This is a genomic window from Asticcacaulis sp. (assembly GCA_024707255.1).
Lineage (GTDB): Bacteria > Pseudomonadota > Alphaproteobacteria > Caulobacterales > Caulobacteraceae > Asticcacaulis.
Genome location: JANQAC010000002.1, coordinates 922714 through 938706, shown reverse-complemented (window position 1 = coordinate 938706; position 15993 = coordinate 922714). Strand labels below are relative to the sequence as shown.

Annotated in this window: 17 protein-coding genes; 8 read left to right on the top strand and 9 right to left on the bottom strand. The window is 58.4% G+C overall.

What is annotated here, in order from left to right:
* Nucleotides 1-79: 79 nt before the first annotated feature.
* Nucleotides 80-295 (bottom strand): hypothetical protein, encoded by a 216-nt coding sequence (locus tag NVV72_15690; protein MCR6660710.1) that lies wholly within the window; start codon nucleotides 293-295, stop codon nucleotides 80-82.
* 139 nt (nucleotides 296-434) lie between these two features.
* On the opposite strand from NVV72_15690, the gene NVV72_15685 reads away from it, so the two are divergent.
* Nucleotides 435-878: a hypothetical protein gene (locus tag NVV72_15685; GenBank protein ID MCR6660709.1), complete on the top strand. Its 444-nt coding sequence runs from the start codon at nucleotides 435-437 to the stop codon at nucleotides 876-878.
* Between the two features lie 11 nt (nucleotides 879-889).
* Here NVV72_15685 and NVV72_15680 read toward each other — a convergent pair whose 3' ends face one another.
* The 3 genes from NVV72_15680 to NVV72_15670 are packed head-to-tail and all read right to left on the bottom strand — an operon-like array spanning nucleotide 890 to nucleotide 4446.
* Nucleotides 890-2191: an O-antigen ligase family protein gene (locus tag NVV72_15680; GenBank protein ID MCR6660708.1), complete on the bottom strand. Its 1302-nt coding sequence runs from the start codon at nucleotides 2189-2191 to the stop codon at nucleotides 890-892.
* Entirely contained in the window at nucleotides 2188-2886 is a 699-nt protein-coding gene (locus NVV72_15675) for a transcriptional regulator (GenBank protein MCR6660707.1), read from the bottom strand. Before NVV72_15675 ends, NVV72_15680 begins: the two co-directional genes overlap by 4 nt.
* Before the next feature lie 21 nt (nucleotides 2887-2907).
* Entirely contained in the window at nucleotides 2908-4446 is a 1539-nt protein-coding gene (locus tag NVV72_15670; protein ID MCR6660706.1) for a Wzz/FepE/Etk N-terminal domain-containing protein, read from the bottom strand.
* A gap of 282 nt (nucleotides 4447-4728) precedes the next feature.
* Here NVV72_15670 and NVV72_15665 point away from each other — a divergent pair, with 282 nt between their 5' ends.
* Nucleotides 4729-5358, top strand: a complete 630-nt coding sequence (locus NVV72_15665; protein MCR6660705.1) for a polysaccharide export protein — start codon at nucleotides 4729-4731, stop codon at nucleotides 5356-5358.
* Between the two features lie 153 nt (nucleotides 5359-5511).
* Here the strand turns inward: NVV72_15665 and NVV72_15660 are convergent, their stop codons facing one another.
* Nucleotides 5512-5799 carry a sel1 repeat family protein gene (locus NVV72_15660; protein ID MCR6660704.1) on the bottom strand — a complete coding sequence of 96 codons (288 nt, stop codon included), beginning with the start codon at nucleotides 5797-5799 and terminating at the stop codon, nucleotides 5512-5514.
* A 489-nt stretch (nucleotides 5800-6288) separates the two neighbouring features.
* Between NVV72_15660 and NVV72_15655 the strand changes: the two genes are divergently transcribed.
* The 4 genes from NVV72_15655 (at nucleotide 6289) to NVV72_15640 (ending at nucleotide 9184) form a co-directional block, all read left to right on the top strand.
* Nucleotides 6289-7365: an RcnB family protein gene (locus NVV72_15655; protein MCR6660703.1), complete on the top strand. Its 1077-nt coding sequence runs from the start codon at nucleotides 6289-6291 to the stop codon at nucleotides 7363-7365.
* 202 nt (nucleotides 7366-7567) lie between these two features.
* Nucleotides 7568-8125, top strand: a complete 558-nt coding sequence (locus tag NVV72_15650; GenBank protein MCR6660702.1) for a hypothetical protein — start codon at nucleotides 7568-7570, stop codon at nucleotides 8123-8125.
* A gap of 34 nt (nucleotides 8126-8159) precedes the next feature.
* Entirely contained in the window at nucleotides 8160-8633 is a 474-nt protein-coding gene (locus tag NVV72_15645; GenBank protein ID MCR6660701.1) for a hypothetical protein, read from the top strand.
* 284 nt (nucleotides 8634-8917) lie between these two features.
* Nucleotides 8918-9184, top strand: coding sequence for a hypothetical protein (locus NVV72_15640; protein MCR6660700.1), 267 nt, complete (start codon nucleotides 8918-8920; stop codon nucleotides 9182-9184).
* 99 nt (nucleotides 9185-9283) lie between these two features.
* Here the strand turns inward: NVV72_15640 and NVV72_15635 are convergent, their stop codons facing one another.
* Together NVV72_15635 and NVV72_15630 are read right to left on the bottom strand one after the other, a co-directional pair.
* Nucleotides 9284-10621: an ABC transporter permease gene (locus NVV72_15635; GenBank protein MCR6660699.1), complete on the bottom strand. Its 1338-nt coding sequence runs from the start codon at nucleotides 10619-10621 to the stop codon at nucleotides 9284-9286.
* Complete coding sequence (locus NVV72_15630) at nucleotides 10614-11534, bottom strand: ATP-binding cassette domain-containing protein (GenBank protein MCR6660698.1); 921 nt, start codon at nucleotides 11532-11534, stop codon at nucleotides 10614-10616. Before NVV72_15630 ends, NVV72_15635 begins: the two co-directional genes overlap by 8 nt.
* Nucleotides 11535-11692: 158 nt before the next feature.
* Between NVV72_15630 and NVV72_15625 the strand changes: the two genes are divergently transcribed.
* On the top strand, nucleotides 11693-11911 hold the full coding sequence (locus NVV72_15625; GenBank protein ID MCR6660697.1) for a hypothetical protein: 219 nt from the start codon (nucleotides 11693-11695) through the stop codon (nucleotides 11909-11911).
* Between the two features lie 180 nt (nucleotides 11912-12091).
* Here NVV72_15625 and gatB read toward each other — a convergent pair whose 3' ends face one another.
* Both gatB and NVV72_15615 read right to left on the bottom strand, forming a co-directional pair.
* The gene (gene gatB, locus NVV72_15620) at nucleotides 12092-13558 is read right to left on the bottom strand and encodes an Asp-tRNA(Asn)/Glu-tRNA(Gln) amidotransferase subunit GatB (GenBank protein ID MCR6660696.1); all 1467 of its coding nucleotides are present in this window, start codon (nucleotides 13556-13558) and stop codon (nucleotides 12092-12094) included.
* An 83-nt stretch (nucleotides 13559-13641) separates the two neighbouring features.
* Nucleotides 13642-15306: an RNA-directed DNA polymerase gene (locus NVV72_15615; GenBank protein ID MCR6660695.1), complete on the bottom strand. Its 1665-nt coding sequence runs from the start codon at nucleotides 15304-15306 to the stop codon at nucleotides 13642-13644.
* Nucleotides 15307-15447: 141 nt separating this feature from the next.
* Between NVV72_15615 and NVV72_15610 the strand changes: the two genes are divergently transcribed.
* On the top strand, nucleotides 15448-15990 hold the full coding sequence (locus NVV72_15610; GenBank protein ID MCR6660694.1) for a hypothetical protein: 543 nt from the start codon (nucleotides 15448-15450) through the stop codon (nucleotides 15988-15990).
* The last annotated feature ends 3 nt before the right edge of the window (nucleotides 15991-15993 follow it).

Below are 15993 nucleotides of genomic sequence, written 5' to 3'. Positions count from 1 at the left end.
ATATCGCTAAAGCCAGGCTATTCTATATGTCGATATTTCACAACCGATAGCGGTAGCCTGTAAAAAGGGCGCCACGCACCTAAACGGTGCGATAACCCGCCGTCCAGCCCATCCGGTCAATGATGTATTTGTCGACACTGAAACCGTCGGGGCTGTCCTTGAAGCCCGGCAGGTTCAACGCTCGCTCCTTCGCCCGTTCAGCCAGTTCGCGCGACGAGAAGACACCCAGAAGCTTTATATCTTCGTGATCTTCACTGACCCGGCGGGTATGATGCAGAAGATAGACCTGATCCATGATGGCTCCTTAAGATATCCCTCTTAAATTTACGCGCACACGGTAAAGGAAAAACGAAAGTGGGCTGGCCTGGATGCCGGGTGTACAAACCGGAACGTCAGGCGTATTTTGTTACCCATAATCAAAAGCAGGGGGAATCATGAAACGGCTGCTCACATTAATATGTCTTGGCTTGATGACGGCAGGCCATTCATGGGCAGACAATCCGGAGTCGAAGCCGGACACGCGACATATGAGTACCAAGCAGTTGCAGACACTTGTCCTCTCTCAATCAAAATCTACACCCGGCAGAACCTATGTGAAAGCCAGAATGCTTGCCACGCCGGCCTCCGAAGCTAAGCGAAAATACTACCCGGCAGCGGCAAAGGCGGTCGGACAAAAAGGCGTAGCTCTTGCGGAGTGCCAGTTCGATCAGATGGGAAACTTAATAAACTGCGAGAGCATGGCAGAAGAGCCGCGAGGCTTTGAATTCGGCGAGGCAACCGTCACTCTGGCGCAAAAATATTTCACACTCGATATGCGTGACCTGCATGCGGATTCCAATAACAAATGGGTAAAGATCATGCTTTGCTGGCCTAACTGACAGCAAAGCGGTTAACGCGTAATCGCCTGCCTTACAAAGTCCTTCGCATCCTCATCCCGTGGCAGGGACAGTTTCACCAGCACCATGACAAACAGGCTCCAGCGAAGGTCATTCCAGCTCAGGGTGATACTTTCAGTCAGGGAAGACAGGCTGTAGATACCGATCAGCGGCAGGGCGAAATAGCCGCCATCGCCGCGCAACATACGGTAAAGCCCCTTCAGCCAGGTTTCGGTGAAAACCATCGCCCAGAGGCTTAAGCCCACAATCCCCATGCCGAGCCAGGTCTCGAACCAGCAGGAATGGGCGTGATAGGCGCGAAATCCGGCCACGGCGGTGATCTTGGCCAGCGGCGCGTAATCGCCCTCGTCCGTCCACACCACGCCATAGCCATAGCCCAGTTTCGGCCGGTCCTCCATCACCCGCGAAATGCCGTCCCAGATGAAGGTCCGGCCGGTCAGGGTGGCATCCTTGCCAAGCAGCAGATAGAGCTTTTCCGGCGCGAACAGCACCAGTCCGGACAGGGCCAGCAGGACCGTTACCGCCAGCCAGGTCAGCAGGATACCCAGCACCGGCCCGCGCCGCGCCAGCCAGATGAAGCCAACCCCGCCCATGCCCAGCACCAGGCAGACCAGCGAGGTCTTGGAGGTCGAAAGCACGGTCAGCAACACCATGCCCGCCGCCATGATCCACCAGAAGACCTGCCGGCGGGGATTATGCAGGGCCGCCGCCGCGGCCGCCACGAAACCGATGGCCATGCAGGAGCCGAGATTGTTCTTCTCCAGCCACATGCCGCGCCAGGCGCCGGGGAAAAGTTCGTGCATCACGCCCATTTTCGGGATGAAAATGGCCAGGAAGGCCGAGCCCAGCATCATGACCGTAAAGGCCAGCGCCACCACCTCGGTCAGTCGCGCCCAGGAAAAGCGCGCCGCCAGCGCATAGCCGGCCAGGACGGTGAACGACAGGGCCACAAAGCGCCGCAGCGTACCAGACGGATCGATCGACCAGAAATACGAAAGGGCGCACAGGCTCACCAGGCTCAATATCAGCGGCGTCCGCCACAGGGCGCTGAACATCTGCCGCCAGCAGATCAGCGCCAGCCCAAGGCTCATCAGGTAGAAGGGGTAATAGAAATTACGAACAATCAGCCCCGCCGCCGCCGATTGCGCGCCATAGCCAAACAAAGGACACAGCCACGCCTGCGAAAAGACGAACAGAACCGATGCGCCGAAGACGAGAGACAGCCAGTCATCGCGCCAGTCCGCCTTCACACCGGGCCAGAAATCGGAGACCGTGCCCCCGATGTCCAGTCTCACAGGGCCGCCAGCCGCCCGAGCGGCCGCCTCACAGCCCCGCCCACAATCCGGCTGGCATTATTATAGACCATGCCCAGAACCCGGCCGCCAACCTGCTCGATATCGTTCTTCAGATCGATACGCGCCTGGATATCGCCCTCACCTTCGCTGACCACCATGATCACCCCGTCCATCAGCGGCGCCAGTTGCAGGGCTGTGGTTGACCGCGCCACGGAGGGCGCATCGACCACGATCGTCTGGGCGTGCTGCCGCAGGGCTTTCCAATAGGTCGTCCGGTCGAAAATCCGGGCCTTCTGATCGGGGGCCAGGTTCTTGTGACGGAAGCGGGTCACCCACAGCCGGCGGCCAAGAAACGGCCGTGCCACCAGGTAATGCGCATCCGTTTCGCGGCCCGGCGGCGTCACGGTGAAAAAGACCGAGCCGTCAGGCGTGGCCTGGCTGAGCGCCCCCGGCGGGCCGAAGCGCTCCGTATCTTCCGTCAGGGCCCGCATCTGGCTCTGCTGCGCGAGGTCGGCATCCACCAGCCAGACCGGCTTTTTGGCGAAGGCGGCCTCGCAGCGGGCATATTCCCGCGCCACGGTCGAGACACCCTCGCCGCCACAGGCCGAAACAAACATCAGCGCCCGCCCGCTGGCCGATTGCGGCCGGCCAAGCGCCGACATCAGGTCAGCCATTTCGCGTGTCAGATCAACCATTGACGCCACTCATGCCACTCATCACGCCGCCTTTGTTTTGGCCTGGGCCAGCACCGGCAGGTCCAGCACCTTTGCGGCCATCTGCGCATTGGCAAACCCCTTGCGCGTATAGACCCGCAGCAGGCCCGCGCACAGGGCGGTGAAGCCGGCGAACAGGAAGCTCAGGATCAGGATAATCCGTTTCAGGCTCTTGGGCCGGTTCGGCATTGACGCCTTCTCGACCACGCGCACCGTATCGTCGCCCGCCTTCATTTCCTGTGCCGCCTCATTTTCCTGAATGCGCTGGGTGAAGGTCTTGATGCTGTCGCGCAAAGCACTGCGCTCAGTGGCCAGCGTGTTATACTCGGCCTCCAGCCCGGCCAGCCCCTGAAGCTTGCCCATCACCTGCCCGCCCTGCTGTTGAAGCAGGCGCATCCGGCCGGAAATCGACGCCATGTCGGCCTCCAGGTCGAATTTCTGGCCCATCAGGCTCTGATACAGCGGATTGGCGCCCAGCTTGTGCGTCGCCTCGCCGATTCCCTTGCCGCTGTTCATCATGGCCTGGAGCGAAGCGATCTGCGCGTCGATATCCTTCACCGGCTGGGCCGTTGGCAGATAACGCGACAGCAGGTCCTGACGCTGCTGTTGCAGGGCGAAAATCTTGCTAGGCACCGAAAGATCAAGATCGCGCTCGATGCTCATTTCCGGGTTCAGGCGCGCCAGGCTGGCCTTGACCTCGGAAAGCTTGGCCTGATCGGTGGCGTACTGCGTCTGGGCGGCATAGAGATCGGTCGTCACCTGGTCGTAGATCTTGGCATAGGTCGCCTTGGCGGCGTCATAATCGGCCACGCCATTCTGCGCCAGGAACGCCTGATAGGTGCGGTCGGCTTCGGCCAGGCGGGCGTCGAAGCTGTCCTTCTGCTTTTGCAGCAGGGGGCCGGTCTGGTCGGCATAGACCTGCTGACGATAGGTCAGGTATTCGTCGATCAGCGTATTGAGGATCAGCGATGCCGATTGTGCGTCCTCATGCTTGAAGGTCAGGCGCACGACATTGTTCTGCGGCGCGGTCGAGGCTTCAAACCCGACCTGAAGCACCTTGAGCGCCGCCGCATCCGCTTCCGCGCGCGCAGCATCCGTTTTCGGATTCCACAATTCAGGCGATGACGGCAGGATGACCTTGTAGCCCAGCTTGGCGATGACATTGCGCTTCAGCTCGGTGGAACTGAGGATTTCGACTTCGGACTGCACCACCTGATCGATCGTCGCCGTGGCGCCGCGCGCCGCATCACCGGCCACCGGCTCGTAGACATAGTTCTTGCCAAGCTGCATCAGCAGGCTGGCCCCGGCGGTATAGCTGGAAGGCATGGAAAAAGCCGCCATCAGCCCGACGCCGAAAATGACAGCAAAGACAATGATCATCAGCCACAGTTCGCGGAACAGCAGGGCGATGATATCACCCAGGCCAAGCTGCATGACGCGGCTGCCCCCGCCTCGGCCCGCTTCCGGCTGACGCTGGCCCGCCGGGCGGCGCAGAGGCACGACCCGGTCGCCGTCATCGTCCCACACGTCTTCGGTGCGCATTGAGTCTCTGTTCCGTTGCGAAAATTCAGAAAAATTTCAATCAGTTGCCTGCGCGTCGCACAGGGCAAATGTTTGATATTTTCTAAATTAACCGACCGGGCGTTAACGAAGGTTTACCATTTTTCACCTTATTCAATAGACCGCACATTCCATACTGTACCGCACGGATTCGCCGCTCTCATGGTCACACGCCGCTCCTTAATGACAGCCGGTTTCGGCCTCGCGCTTGGCAGTACTTTGGGCAGCATATGCTCGGTGCGTACCGCCAATGCGTCTGAAAAAATGCCTGAAGCGCCGCTGATCGGCTTCGCCCGCTGGACCGATGACGAACCGTTTTACCTGCTCTATCCGGGCGACAAGCTGGAGGTCAGCGTCCCCGGCGCGCCGGAACTCAGCCGCCAGACCCAGGTGGGGCCCGATGGCCGCATCACGCTCGGCCTGATCGGTCAGGTCATGGCCGCTTACAAGAGCATCCCGCAGCTACAGGCCGAAATCGCCCGCGCCTATGCCGGAATCCTGCGCGATCCGCAGATCACCGTCTATCCGGGAGAAACCGCGCCGATGCGTGTGCTGGTGGGCGGAGAGGTCAGAAATCCGGGCTGGGTCGATATGCTGGGCGATATGGACGCGCTCCAGGCCACCATGGCCGCCGGCGGGTTCACGCATGGCGCCAAGACGCACCAGGTGATGATCATCCGCCGCGGCCGCAACGGCGAGGCCATGCGCCGCATTATCGACCTGCAGGATCCGCTCAAGGGCAAGGGCCAGCTTGTGGCGCTGCGCCGCTTCGATATCGTCTATGTGCCGCGCACCAATATCGCCGAGGCTGGCGTCTTTATGGAGCAGTGGGTCAATAACCTGATCCCCGGCGGCATACTGAATTATTTTACCTACCGGACGTTCGGCAATTAGACCTGCGTCCGCAAGCTTACCCTCACAGCCTATATTCAAGTTCATATTTCCAAAATTCATACATTGAATTTTGGCAAGGCCGACCGGCCGCCGCGCACGTTTGCGCGTAAGCCTGCGCGGCGCCTGAGCGCACTACACAAGAAAAGATCGGGATTATGCCGCGTAGCCGATGCGGCCGGCGTCAAGCCACTGGCGGGCGGCCTTTTGCGCTTCGGCGATATCTTCGCGGTCCATCTCGCGCGACAGTTCCTTGCGATAGACCTGAGCTTCCATCGAGCCACGCATGGCGGCCAGGTTGAACATCATGTGCGCCGAAATCAGATCGACGGGTGCGCCGCCCTGGCCGGTGGAATACATCATGCCAAGCTGGAACAACTCTTCACCGCCCATTTCGGCGGTCGGCAGGGGGATGGACTTGAACTCGACTTCGTTGGTGATCATCGTATTGATGCCGCGCTTTTTGCGCGTCTCCGTTGCAGTTGATGACTTTAGTTCAACACCCCCAAATAAAATTAAAGTTAACATCGACGTTTAGGCTAAATATTTTGTGTAAATACGCAATTAATATTAATTTTTATGTTAACATATTCGAACATAAACATTAAACTATGATAAATGTATAAGTAATTATTTAGATTAAATCCATAAATACCTATTAATTACTGCATTCTTGAAATCAAAACGGCGTTAATTCGATAATAAAAACATCAATTAACTCATCCGCACCATCAGTTCAGGCACCCAAATAAACCGTCTTTTAACGTCGGAGTCTGGCCACAATCCGTCTCAACCCTGACATGTTTTGTTCAGCTTCAGTTCAGGGTCATTCTGTCATAAAGGCATCAACGCGATAATTTTTATCGCCGCGCGTCTCAGATCCGCATATCCTGTCGTTTTGGGGATGATCTGCATAGACAAGTGAGGATGAAAATGAACAGAAAGTTGGCCAACCTGGCTGTTTCCGGCCTGGCGCTTGTGCTGATGACCGGCGCGGCCATGGCGCCCAGCTTCGCCGAAGCCCGCGACCGCGACAGCAACAGCGGCTTTAACCGCGGCGGCGGTAATCGGGACAATGGCGGAAACCGCGGCGGCGGCCAGTCCAGGAACGACAACACCAGCAATCCGCCCGCCCCCGTGGCTCGTCCCGCGCCGGCCGCCCGGCCTGCGCCTGCGGCAAGACCGGCCCCGCCCGCCCGCAGCAGCGGCCAATCCTACAACCGTCCGGCATTCAACAACGCCCAGACTTCGAACAGCGGCATGAACCGTCAGCGCCATAATGACAATGGCGGCTATCGCGGCAATGATCGCCCCTCCGGCGGCAATGCCGGTCAGTGGCAGGGTGGCAATCGTCCTGATCAGTCCGGCGGCGGACGCGATCATGACTGGAATGGCGGCAATCGGCCCGGACAGTCAGGCGGTAATGGCGGCGCCCAGTCCGGTGGCTCCGGCAATCATGGCGGGAACCATAGCGGCGGCTCCGGTGGCAATGGCGGCTGGAACGGCAACCATAATGGCGGCCGTGACAACGATCATGGCGGTCGGGATAATGACCACGGCGGCAGCCATAATGGCGGCGGAAGCTGGAACGGCAATAACGGCGGCAACTGGAATGGCGGGCACACTGGCAGCCACAACGGTAACTGGAACGGCGGCGGCCGTGACCATGACTGGGACCGCGACCGTGATCGTGACTGGAATCGCGGCCGCGACCACCATTTCGATTATCGCCGCGATCATCGCTTCAGCGGCTATTCCGGCATCCGCTTCGGCTACTACTTCGCGCCGAGCTATGGCTATTACCGCGTGCCCAACCAGTGGTATGGCCACCGCTGGACATCGGGCGAATACCTGCCGGACTATTTCTACGACTACCGCATCTACGACTACCTGTCATACGGCCTGCCGACCCCGCCCTATGACTGCGCCTACTTCTTCGTCGGCCGCGATGTCGTTCTGGTCGATCTGTCGTCAGGCGAAATCCTGGATGTCTTCTACGACGTCTACTAAGCCTCTACCCTGAACGACTTTTAAGCCCCGGTTTTCCGACCGGGGCTTTTTCATGCCTGCAGGCGATTAAAGCCAAAAATATAAGCGCTCTTTATATATCCGCCTGAAACAGGACATTCCGCCCTTACTTTCCTGCCGCATTGACGCCCGAACGCCGCCCGAGACTGCCGGCACTTCAATTAATCGCAGGAAAGGCGAACCCATGTTGAAATCCGTACTCCAAACCACCGCCATCGTCACCCTGGCCGCCGGCCTCGGCCTGTCGCCGCTGGCCGCCAGCGCCCAGATTCTGGGCGGCAGCGGCAACCTTAGCGGGTCCGTTGGCGGCGCTGTCGGTGGCCTGACCGGCCAAGCCCAGGGCAATGCCGGCCTAGGCGCCCAAACCGATCTCGGCGGCGCCACGCAAACGGTCGATGGCGCGGCCGGAGATATCCGCCGGGACGTCGATACGCTTCACCGCCAGACGAATGACACAGTCAGCGAGGCCAAGGGTGCCGCCCGCGTGGATGGCGCTGCAAACGCAACCGGCGGCCTATCCGCCAGCCCGGACAGCGTCGCCGGCCAGGCTTCCGCCGACGGCAATGCCAGTGCCCGGGTCAATCCCGGCGCCGTCACGGGCGCGGTCGGCTCCACGGTCAACACTGTCCGCCAGGATGCCCGCACCGTCACCGGTCAGGTGAAGGATACGGCAGCCGGCGCGGTCAATGCCGCCGGCAATACCAGCGTCAGCGCCGATGCCCAGTGCCGACCTCAAGGCTGATGTCGAAAATAAGTAACCTCAAGAGGTAATCGTCATGAAATATGCCAGAACCTGTATCCCGGTGGCCGTCCTGTTGGGCGGCCTGCTGTCCCTCTCCGCCTCGGCGCAAGATGCGGCGGTCGTCCCCACACCCACGGGCCCGACGCAGGAAAAGACCGCTCCGCCTGCACCCGGCACGCCCGAACACGCCGCCCAACTCCAACGCGAGCATGAGCGAGCCGTGGCGGCGGGCGATCATGCCAATGACCCGCTGAACCCGGCCAGCAGTAATGCGCTCAACCAGCAGGAAGCCGCCAAGGCGGCCGCCCTGGGCAACGGCCCCGTGCCGGCTGATGCGATGCCGGCGGATGCCATGACCAGCTCCCCGCCCCTACCGGATACGCCACCTTCGGATCCGGCAGCAACGCCGCCTGTGAATCCCGATCCGGCCATGATGCCTCCGCCCGCCGACTCAGGCCCGCCATCGGCCAGTGATCCGCTCACGCCCGATCCGGCGACTGTGAAATAACAGATGTGCCCGTCAGGCCAACCTGGCGGGCACAGGCTTATAAGCAATGCATTACGATCAGCACGGATAAAAATAAGGATTAAATAAACAACCGTTAAAATTCGCTAACTTTCACAAATACACCTCAGAGGCGACAAATTTGCGCCCCAATCTTACAGAATTTTCACACCTGTCGAAAGCAACCCCTCTCTGACGAGAAGCTTCGGCGTTTACAGTTTTGTATAAAATTATACAAAACTTCATCAACCCAAGTAATTCCTCCCCTACAGAGAAAGTAATTACCCATGAAAGCTTCCGTTCGCATCATCGCCGCCGCCGGTTTTGTCGCTGCCCTCGGCGTTGCCCCACTGATCTCCATCGCCCAGGAAACCCCTGCCGCCGACGCCAGCGCCGCCACGGCCACCGCCACGACATCGACCAGCGTCTCGGCCGATGCCTCGACCACCGCCTCCGCCTCGGAATCGACCTCCACCTCGGTCGCCGCCGACGGCACCGTCACTGCCACGTCTTCGAGCAGCGAATCCAGCAGCACCTCCAGCGCCGGCCAATAAGCCACGCCGATAAGCTGCCAATCAGATCTCCCGGCCTTATCCCCCCACAGGCCGGCAGATGCGAAAAAACCCCCGGTGCCTGTGCGCCGGGGGTTTTGTTTATCCATTGGCAGATTTCTGCGTGGCGATGCGGAACAGCGCGCCCCAGCTCAGCTTGCCACCGGTCAGCGCCCCCACCTTGAAAGCCCGCCGCCCGACACTGATCATGATCAGCCCCACCACGCCCATGCCGGCGAGTGTTCCGGCGATCTCATACCACGGCAAACCTTGCGAAAGCCGCAGCGGCATCAGGAACGGCGTGAACAGCGGGAACCACGACATGTACTTCAGCATCGGCAAGTCCGGCGAGGTAAAAGCCACCTGCATGGTGATCATGGGGATCATCATGATCATGGTCATCGGCCCGATGATCGCCTGAGCATCCTTCTGGGTCTCGCAGAAGGCCCCGATCGCCGCGAAAAACACGCCGAACATCAGATAGCCGCCGAGGAAATAGGCCAGCAGCAGGGCAATGTGCAGAGGGCTGAAAACGGCGGTCAGCGCCCCCATGACATCGCGCACCGTCTCAGGCGGCAGGTTGCTGATGCCGAACGAGGCCACCCCGAACGCCGTCAGTCCCCACAGCCCCCACACCGTCATCAGTACCGCGGCCACGGCCAGCACCTTGCCGATCAGCAGACTTTCAGCCGAGGCCGAGGCCAGCAGCACCTCCAGCACCTTGCTGGCCTTCTCCTCGATCACCGAGCCCAGCAGGATCATGGACGACGAAAAAATGGCGATCCAGGTCAGGTAGCTGATGGCAATGCCGATGAACTTGCCGCCATTTTCGCGCACACCGGCGGCCAGGTCGTCCTTTTTCGCACCCGCCGCACTGGCCGGGGTCAGGCTGATAATATCAGCGCGCGACTCGCGCATATCGTGCGCCAGACCATGATCAATGCCGTGCATCCCCGCCAGCTTGTAATATTGCAGGCCATGCAGGTCCCACAGGATCTGATCCTCCACCCGGCCCTTGTGGCCATCCACCGACCAGAGCCGGAAGTGCAACTTATCGCCACTGTCTGTCGCCACAATGATCGTGCTGGCCGGCCCCGCCGCCAGCGCCTGCGGCATCTTTGCCTCGGCCGCCGCAACCGACATATCCGGCGAGAGGCCCGCCGGCAGGGCCACCGGCTGCAACCCGCCGCTATCCAGCAGGCCATCCGCTCCCGGCTTCGGCATATGGGCACGAATAGCCTCGACCACCGCGCCTTCGATATGATCGCCCGTCAAATCGAGTACCGCCACCGTCTCCACAGGCGCTGAATGGCGCATCAGCAGCGGAATGAAGATGCTGCCGCCGATGATCAGCGGCAGGGTCAGCATGGACAGCCAGAAGCCGACCGTGCGCACAAAGGCGAGATATTCGCGCCGGGCGATCAGGAAGGTCTTATTCATGGTTACCCCCTGTCAAGACGATGAAGGCTTCATGCAGGCTGGGCTCCTTCGCCTCGAACCGCCGCACATCCAGTCCGCGCAGGAAGGCCGCTTTAAGCGCCTCATGGGCCGTATGCCCGGCCTGCAAATGGCATTGCCACAGGTGCGCGCCGTCCGCCGCCGCTCCCATATCGGCCACCGAGGCAATCCCCGGCAGGCTCAAAAGCTCGGCCTCGCTCAAAGCCCCCTCCAGGTCGAGATGACGCGGCGCGGCGGCCCGCGCCTCTTTCAGCGTGCCTTCAAACACCTTTTGCCCCTTGGCCAGCAGCACCACCTGCTCGCACAAACGCTCGGCGTGCTGCATCACGTGGGTGGAGAAAAGCACCGTCGCCCCCCGCTTCGCCAGTTCGCGGATCACGGCTTCCAGTCCCTGCTGGTTCACCGGATCGAGCCCGGAAAACGGCTCATCGAGGATCACCAGTTCCGGCTCATGCACCAGGCAGGAAATAAGCTGCACCTTCTGCGACATGCCCTTGCTGAGCGACCGTATCTGCTTGCCCGCGAAAGCCCCCAGCCCCTGCGCCTCCAGCATGGCCTTGCCGCGCTGCCGCGCCACCGACGCCTTGACACCCTTTAAGCCCGCCAGGAAAACGATGACATCGATCGCCGTCATCTTGCGGTAGAGCCCGCGCTCTTCCGGCATGAAGCCGATCCGCTCCAGCGCATGGCCCGGTGCCTTGCCCAGTATGGTGATCCGCCCGGCCGTCGGTTCTGAGAGCCCCAGCATCATGCGCACGCTGGAGGTCTTCCCCGCCCCGTTCGGCCCCAGAAAGCCGCAGATCGTGCCGCGCTTCACCTCGAAACTGAGATCGCGCACCGCCTCGAAATCGCCGAAGCGTTTGCTCACCCCCACCAGACTTAACGCACTGTCCATCTGTCCCCTCCCGGTTTGCCGCACTATACCCATTCGCGCCGCGATTGCACCACATTAGCGGAAATTAAAAAGCCCCCCTGTAACCGCCGCCATCCCTGCCGCGTATCCCTTTTTCAGACAGCGCCCGGCTGTCGCCAACCCCATCTGAGGAAATCCCCATGCAACGCACGCTCGCTTTCGCCGCTCTTGCCCTGACTTTCGTCACCGTCACAGCCTGCTCCGCCCCGCCGAAAAGCGACAATGCCATGTCTGAAATGTCGTCCTCTTCCTCCGAAGCCATGGCGCCTATGGCCAGCGGCGACAATATGGCCATGTCGTCCTCGTCCATGTCGTCGGATGCGATGGCGCCCATGTCGTCTTCCAGCATGAGCCACTAACGAAAAAAGCCCCCGATCTTCCGACCGGGGGCTAAATTCTAAGGTCCTCCCCTCTTGGAGGGGAGGTGTCAGCGCGTCGTCGCTGACGGAGGGGTAACAACCGCCGGCGTTTTGCCCCCTCTGCCAAAAGTCATTAACATGACTTTCGTCAGCTCCCCCTCCAAGAGGGGGAGAGTTTTTTTATATACCCAGCTTCGCCTTCAGCAACTCATTCACCGCCGCCGGATTAGCCTTGCCGCCGGTGGCCTTCATGACCTGCCCGACGAACCAGCCCAGCGCCTGCGGCTTCAAAGCCACTTCCGCGGCCTTGTCCGGATTGGCGGCGATGATCTCGTCGATCGCCTTTTCAATCGCGCCGGTATCGGTCACCTGCTTGAGGCCGTGCTTTTCCACGATCTCGGCGGGGGTGATCGTCCCCTTGCCTTCCCACATATGCTCAAACACCGTCTTGGCAATCTTGGACGAGATCACATTGGTCTCGATCAGTTCCACCAGCCCGGCGATCTGCTCCGGCGGCAGCGGCGAATCCGCAATCTCCTGACCGTCCTTGGCCAAGCGCGCCAGCAGTTCATTGGTCGTCCAGTTGGCCACCAGCTTGGCGTCACGGCCTTTCGCGGCTTTTTCATAGTAATCCGCGCGGTCCTGCTCCGAAATCAGCACCTGCGCATCGTAAGAACTCAGCCCGTATTGCGAGATAAAGCGCGCCTTCTTGTCGTCCGGCAGTTCCACCAGCGACTTGCGGATCTCCTCGATCCACGCCTCTTCCAGCTCGACCGGCAACAGGTCCGGATCGGGGAAATAGCGATAATCGTGCGCCTCTTCCTTGGAGCGCATCGAGCGCGTCTCGACCTTCACGGAGTCAAACAGCCGCGTCTCCTGATCGATGGTGCCGCCGTCTTCCAGAATCTCGATCTGGCGGCGCGCCTCGAATTCGATCGCCTGCTGCATGAAGCGGAACGAGTTGACGTTCTTGATCTCGCAGCGCGTGCCGAAAGGCTCGCCGACGCGGCGCACCGACACGTTGCAGTCGGCGCGCATATTGCCCTTTTCCATGTCGCCGTCGCAGGTGCCGAGATAGATCAGGATGGTGCGCAATTTCTTAAAATAAGCAACGGCTTCGTCCGATGATCTGAGATCGGGCTTCGAGACGATTTCCATCAGGGCGGTGCCGGCGCGGTTCAGATCGACATAGGTGGCGTTGGGGTCGAGATCGTGGATCGACTTGCCGGCGTCCTGCTCCAGGTGCAGCCGTTCGATGCGCACGGTAAACGACGAGCCGTCATCGCGCTCGACCAGCACCTCGCCCTCGCCCACGATCGGGTGGAAGAGCTGCGAAATCTGATAGCCCTGCGGCAGGTCGGGATAGAAGTAGTTCTTGCGGTCAAAGCGCGAGAAGCGGTTAATCTCGGCCTTCAGGCCAAGCCCGGTCTTCACCGCCTGCTCCACGCAGTACTTGTTGAGCACGGGCAACATGCCGGGCATGGCGGCGTCAACGAGGCTGACCTGCTCATTGGGGCCGGCGCCGAAGCCGACCTTGGCGCCGGAAAACAGCTTGGTGTTGGAGGCAACCTGCGCATGGACTTCGAGGCCCATAACGATTTCCCACAGGCCGGTCCGGCCTTGGATCAGTTTGCTGGGATCGGCCACGCGGCCGGAATCGAGAGGAGAAGCGGTATGTGTCATGACCTCCCTATAACCGGAAACAGCAAGGCGGGAAAAGCGAGAAATTTTTACAATTGATCAAAGTCATCTTCATCGTTCTCCTCATCGTCGTCATAATCCTCGACATCATCATCGTCATAGCCAGTGACTGGCGCTTCAATTGCCACTTTTACCGTTTTTTCGTCTTCAACATCCTCAAAAACGCTAGGCACTGCTTCACCGAAGTAAAATGATACGTCATCATCATAGAGTTGTTTGAAAAATCCGTTCCCTTGCAAATTTTTGGTTTTAATTTTTAATTCGAATTGACGATCCGCCTCAAATGCAAATAACCAATTACTTCCCATCATAGGACTATCACCGAGCCTATCCAAGATTAGCTGTTTAGGAATTTTATATTCAGATTTTGCGGTTTTATGGACATCTAAAGCTAACAAGCAAACAAGAGGGCTGCTTTTATTTATAATAACATCCAAAGCTTCGCTTTCTAAATCTTGCGACAGTTCCTTTAATAACCATAAAGCCCACAAAATTTCTGAATCTGAGCCTGATTTTATATGCTGTGAAATGGACCTATGGACTACGGAACGCCATTTAGCGGCCTTGACGCCATATATGCGATGGCGCCAAGCAACGACACGCGCCACATAATCCCAACTATGGGGAAAATTTATTGCCACCCGTATCAAAAATGGCTCAAGCAGATCCCAATACTTAATCCAAAGATTTTTCTTATCAAATTGACGAACTGCAAATTTTATTATCGCGTCATCACCCTGTAGGTTGGTAAGTCGCAAAAGCTCATCCAAGAAGTATACAAAATCAGCCTTTTTACTGCTTCCCTCGGCTTCACCAAATCTTTCAATTTCCCTCCTCAATTCAACCGGCCAATAAGGCTCAATATCTGAACTAGCATTCAATATTTGCGTCTTAGATTCATTTATGTCTAATTCAAATGCTCGAATAGAGTCATTTATGCTGCTTAAAAAAGCATGTGCGTCATCAATATTGTCACTTCCTATATAAATATCATCAACTAATCTAAGCATAGGAACACTTGATTTGTGTATCGCCCTAAATTTGTTATCAATCGCTACACCAACTATTTCCGAAATGATCCGTGAAAAATCTGGACCTACGGGTATGCCGACAGTTTGACCGTCCTGAGATTGTCGCAGTAGCCAATCGAGGCGATTTCCAAACACTGCAGCGGAATCTGTTTTTCGATCCTTTTTTGATACGCTTTTACCATGTAACGCCCAAGGCAAAGCGTGCGTGTATATAGAATGATAAAAACGTGAGATGTCAGTTTTTATAACGTATCGTGACTCAGCTAATTCTTTACGCCGACGGCGATGAAACTGAGGAAAACTCTCGATCGTAATCGGCCTCTTACGCACATCACTACTATAAGTAGGATATGAACTAGAATCTGATGAACATAAGTGCTCATCGATTTCAGTTTTATATTTTGTGAAAAACGTCGCCGCATCGACCATAAAAATTGGATTTGGCAATGAAAATATTCGTCTTTTGCCGCCACGTTTTGACGAATTCAATTTACAAGATTCTGTCGTTTTATCAGTTATATACTCTCCTGAGGCAAGCGGCCCAAGAGCGGCTTCGTGAAAGTTGGTTATCTTGAAAACAGGAGGCAAATTCTCTGGGTAGTACCCATCTTCAAGCATTCTTTCCGCAAAAAGATTATCATCATCACCAATAAAACCGACCACGTGTTCCTCTCCCACCCAAACCTATCTTTGAGATAACAATAGGTGAAATTTTAGGTTGAGCAACATTATATTGACCACACCAAAGTAGTGTTGAGATAATTGGTTTATCCCCGCTCCTGAAAACGCCCCCATCATTCCCTGATGGACACCTCGGACGACACGCTTGCCGACCTCTCGCCGCTCGAACAGCGGCGGGCGGTGTTGCGCGCCCTGTCCGACGACATCATGGAAACCATCAAGACCCTGCCCAAGCCGCAATCCTCGCTGGAAGGCGACCGCGCCATGCGCTGCCTCGGCACCGCCGATCGCGTCACGGTCCAGTTGTTCACCAAGGTAAAGGCCCACGCGCCTGCCGAACGCCGGCAGACCCCGGCCCTCTCCGTCCGCCCTACAGCACCCGTCCCCGCGCCCGAAAAGGAAGCCCCGTTCGTCTATAGCTATGACGATGACGAGATCGACTCTGCCGATATGCCCGCCGAAGACAGTGACGGCGCCACGCTCGATGCCGCCCTGGACGATATGGAAGCCCTGCTCGACGCCATTGATCGCGGCGAGACACCCGCCCCGGCCAAGCGCCCCGCGAAACCCGCCAACACTGGCCGCGACACACCCTATCAAAATCTGGCGCAAACCTTCGCCCTCGGCCGCGACCTGCTCATGGAACTGAATGCCGCCCCGCCTTGAAAA

Coding starts and splice junctions, on each gene's coding strand:
- NVV72_15690 (MCR6660710.1), bottom strand. CDS start 295: ATGGATCAGGTCTATCTTCTGCATCATACCCGCCGGGTCAGTGAAGAT.
- NVV72_15685 (MCR6660709.1), top strand. CDS start 435: ATGAAACGGCTGCTCACATTAATATGTCTTGGCTTGATGACGGCAGGC.
- NVV72_15675 (MCR6660707.1), bottom strand. CDS start 2,886: ATGGTTGATCTGACACGCGAAATGGCTGACCTGATGTCGGCGCTTGGC.
- NVV72_15670 (MCR6660706.1), bottom strand. CDS start 4,446: ATGCGCACCGAAGACGTGTGGGACGATGACGGCGACCGGGTCGTGCCT.
- NVV72_15665 (MCR6660705.1), top strand. CDS start 4,729: ATGCCTGAAGCGCCGCTGATCGGCTTCGCCCGCTGGACCGATGACGAA.
- NVV72_15660 (MCR6660704.1), bottom strand. CDS start 5,799: ATGATCACCAACGAAGTCGAGTTCAAGTCCATCCCCCTGCCGACCGCC.
- NVV72_15655 (MCR6660703.1), top strand. CDS start 6,289: ATGAACAGAAAGTTGGCCAACCTGGCTGTTTCCGGCCTGGCGCTTGTG.
- NVV72_15650 (MCR6660702.1), top strand. CDS start 7,568: ATGTTGAAATCCGTACTCCAAACCACCGCCATCGTCACCCTGGCCGCC.
- NVV72_15645 (MCR6660701.1), top strand. CDS start 8,160: ATGAAATATGCCAGAACCTGTATCCCGGTGGCCGTCCTGTTGGGCGGC.
- NVV72_15640 (MCR6660700.1), top strand. CDS start 8,918: ATGAAAGCTTCCGTTCGCATCATCGCCGCCGCCGGTTTTGTCGCTGCC.
- NVV72_15635 (MCR6660699.1), bottom strand. CDS start 10,621: ATGAATAAGACCTTCCTGATCGCCCGGCGCGAATATCTCGCCTTTGTG.
- NVV72_15630 (MCR6660698.1), bottom strand. CDS start 11,534: ATGGACAGTGCGTTAAGTCTGGTGGGGGTGAGCAAACGCTTCGGCGAT.
- NVV72_15625 (MCR6660697.1), top strand. CDS start 11,693: ATGCAACGCACGCTCGCTTTCGCCGCTCTTGCCCTGACTTTCGTCACC.
- NVV72_15610 (MCR6660694.1), top strand. CDS start 15,448: ATGGACACCTCGGACGACACGCTTGCCGACCTCTCGCCGCTCGAACAG.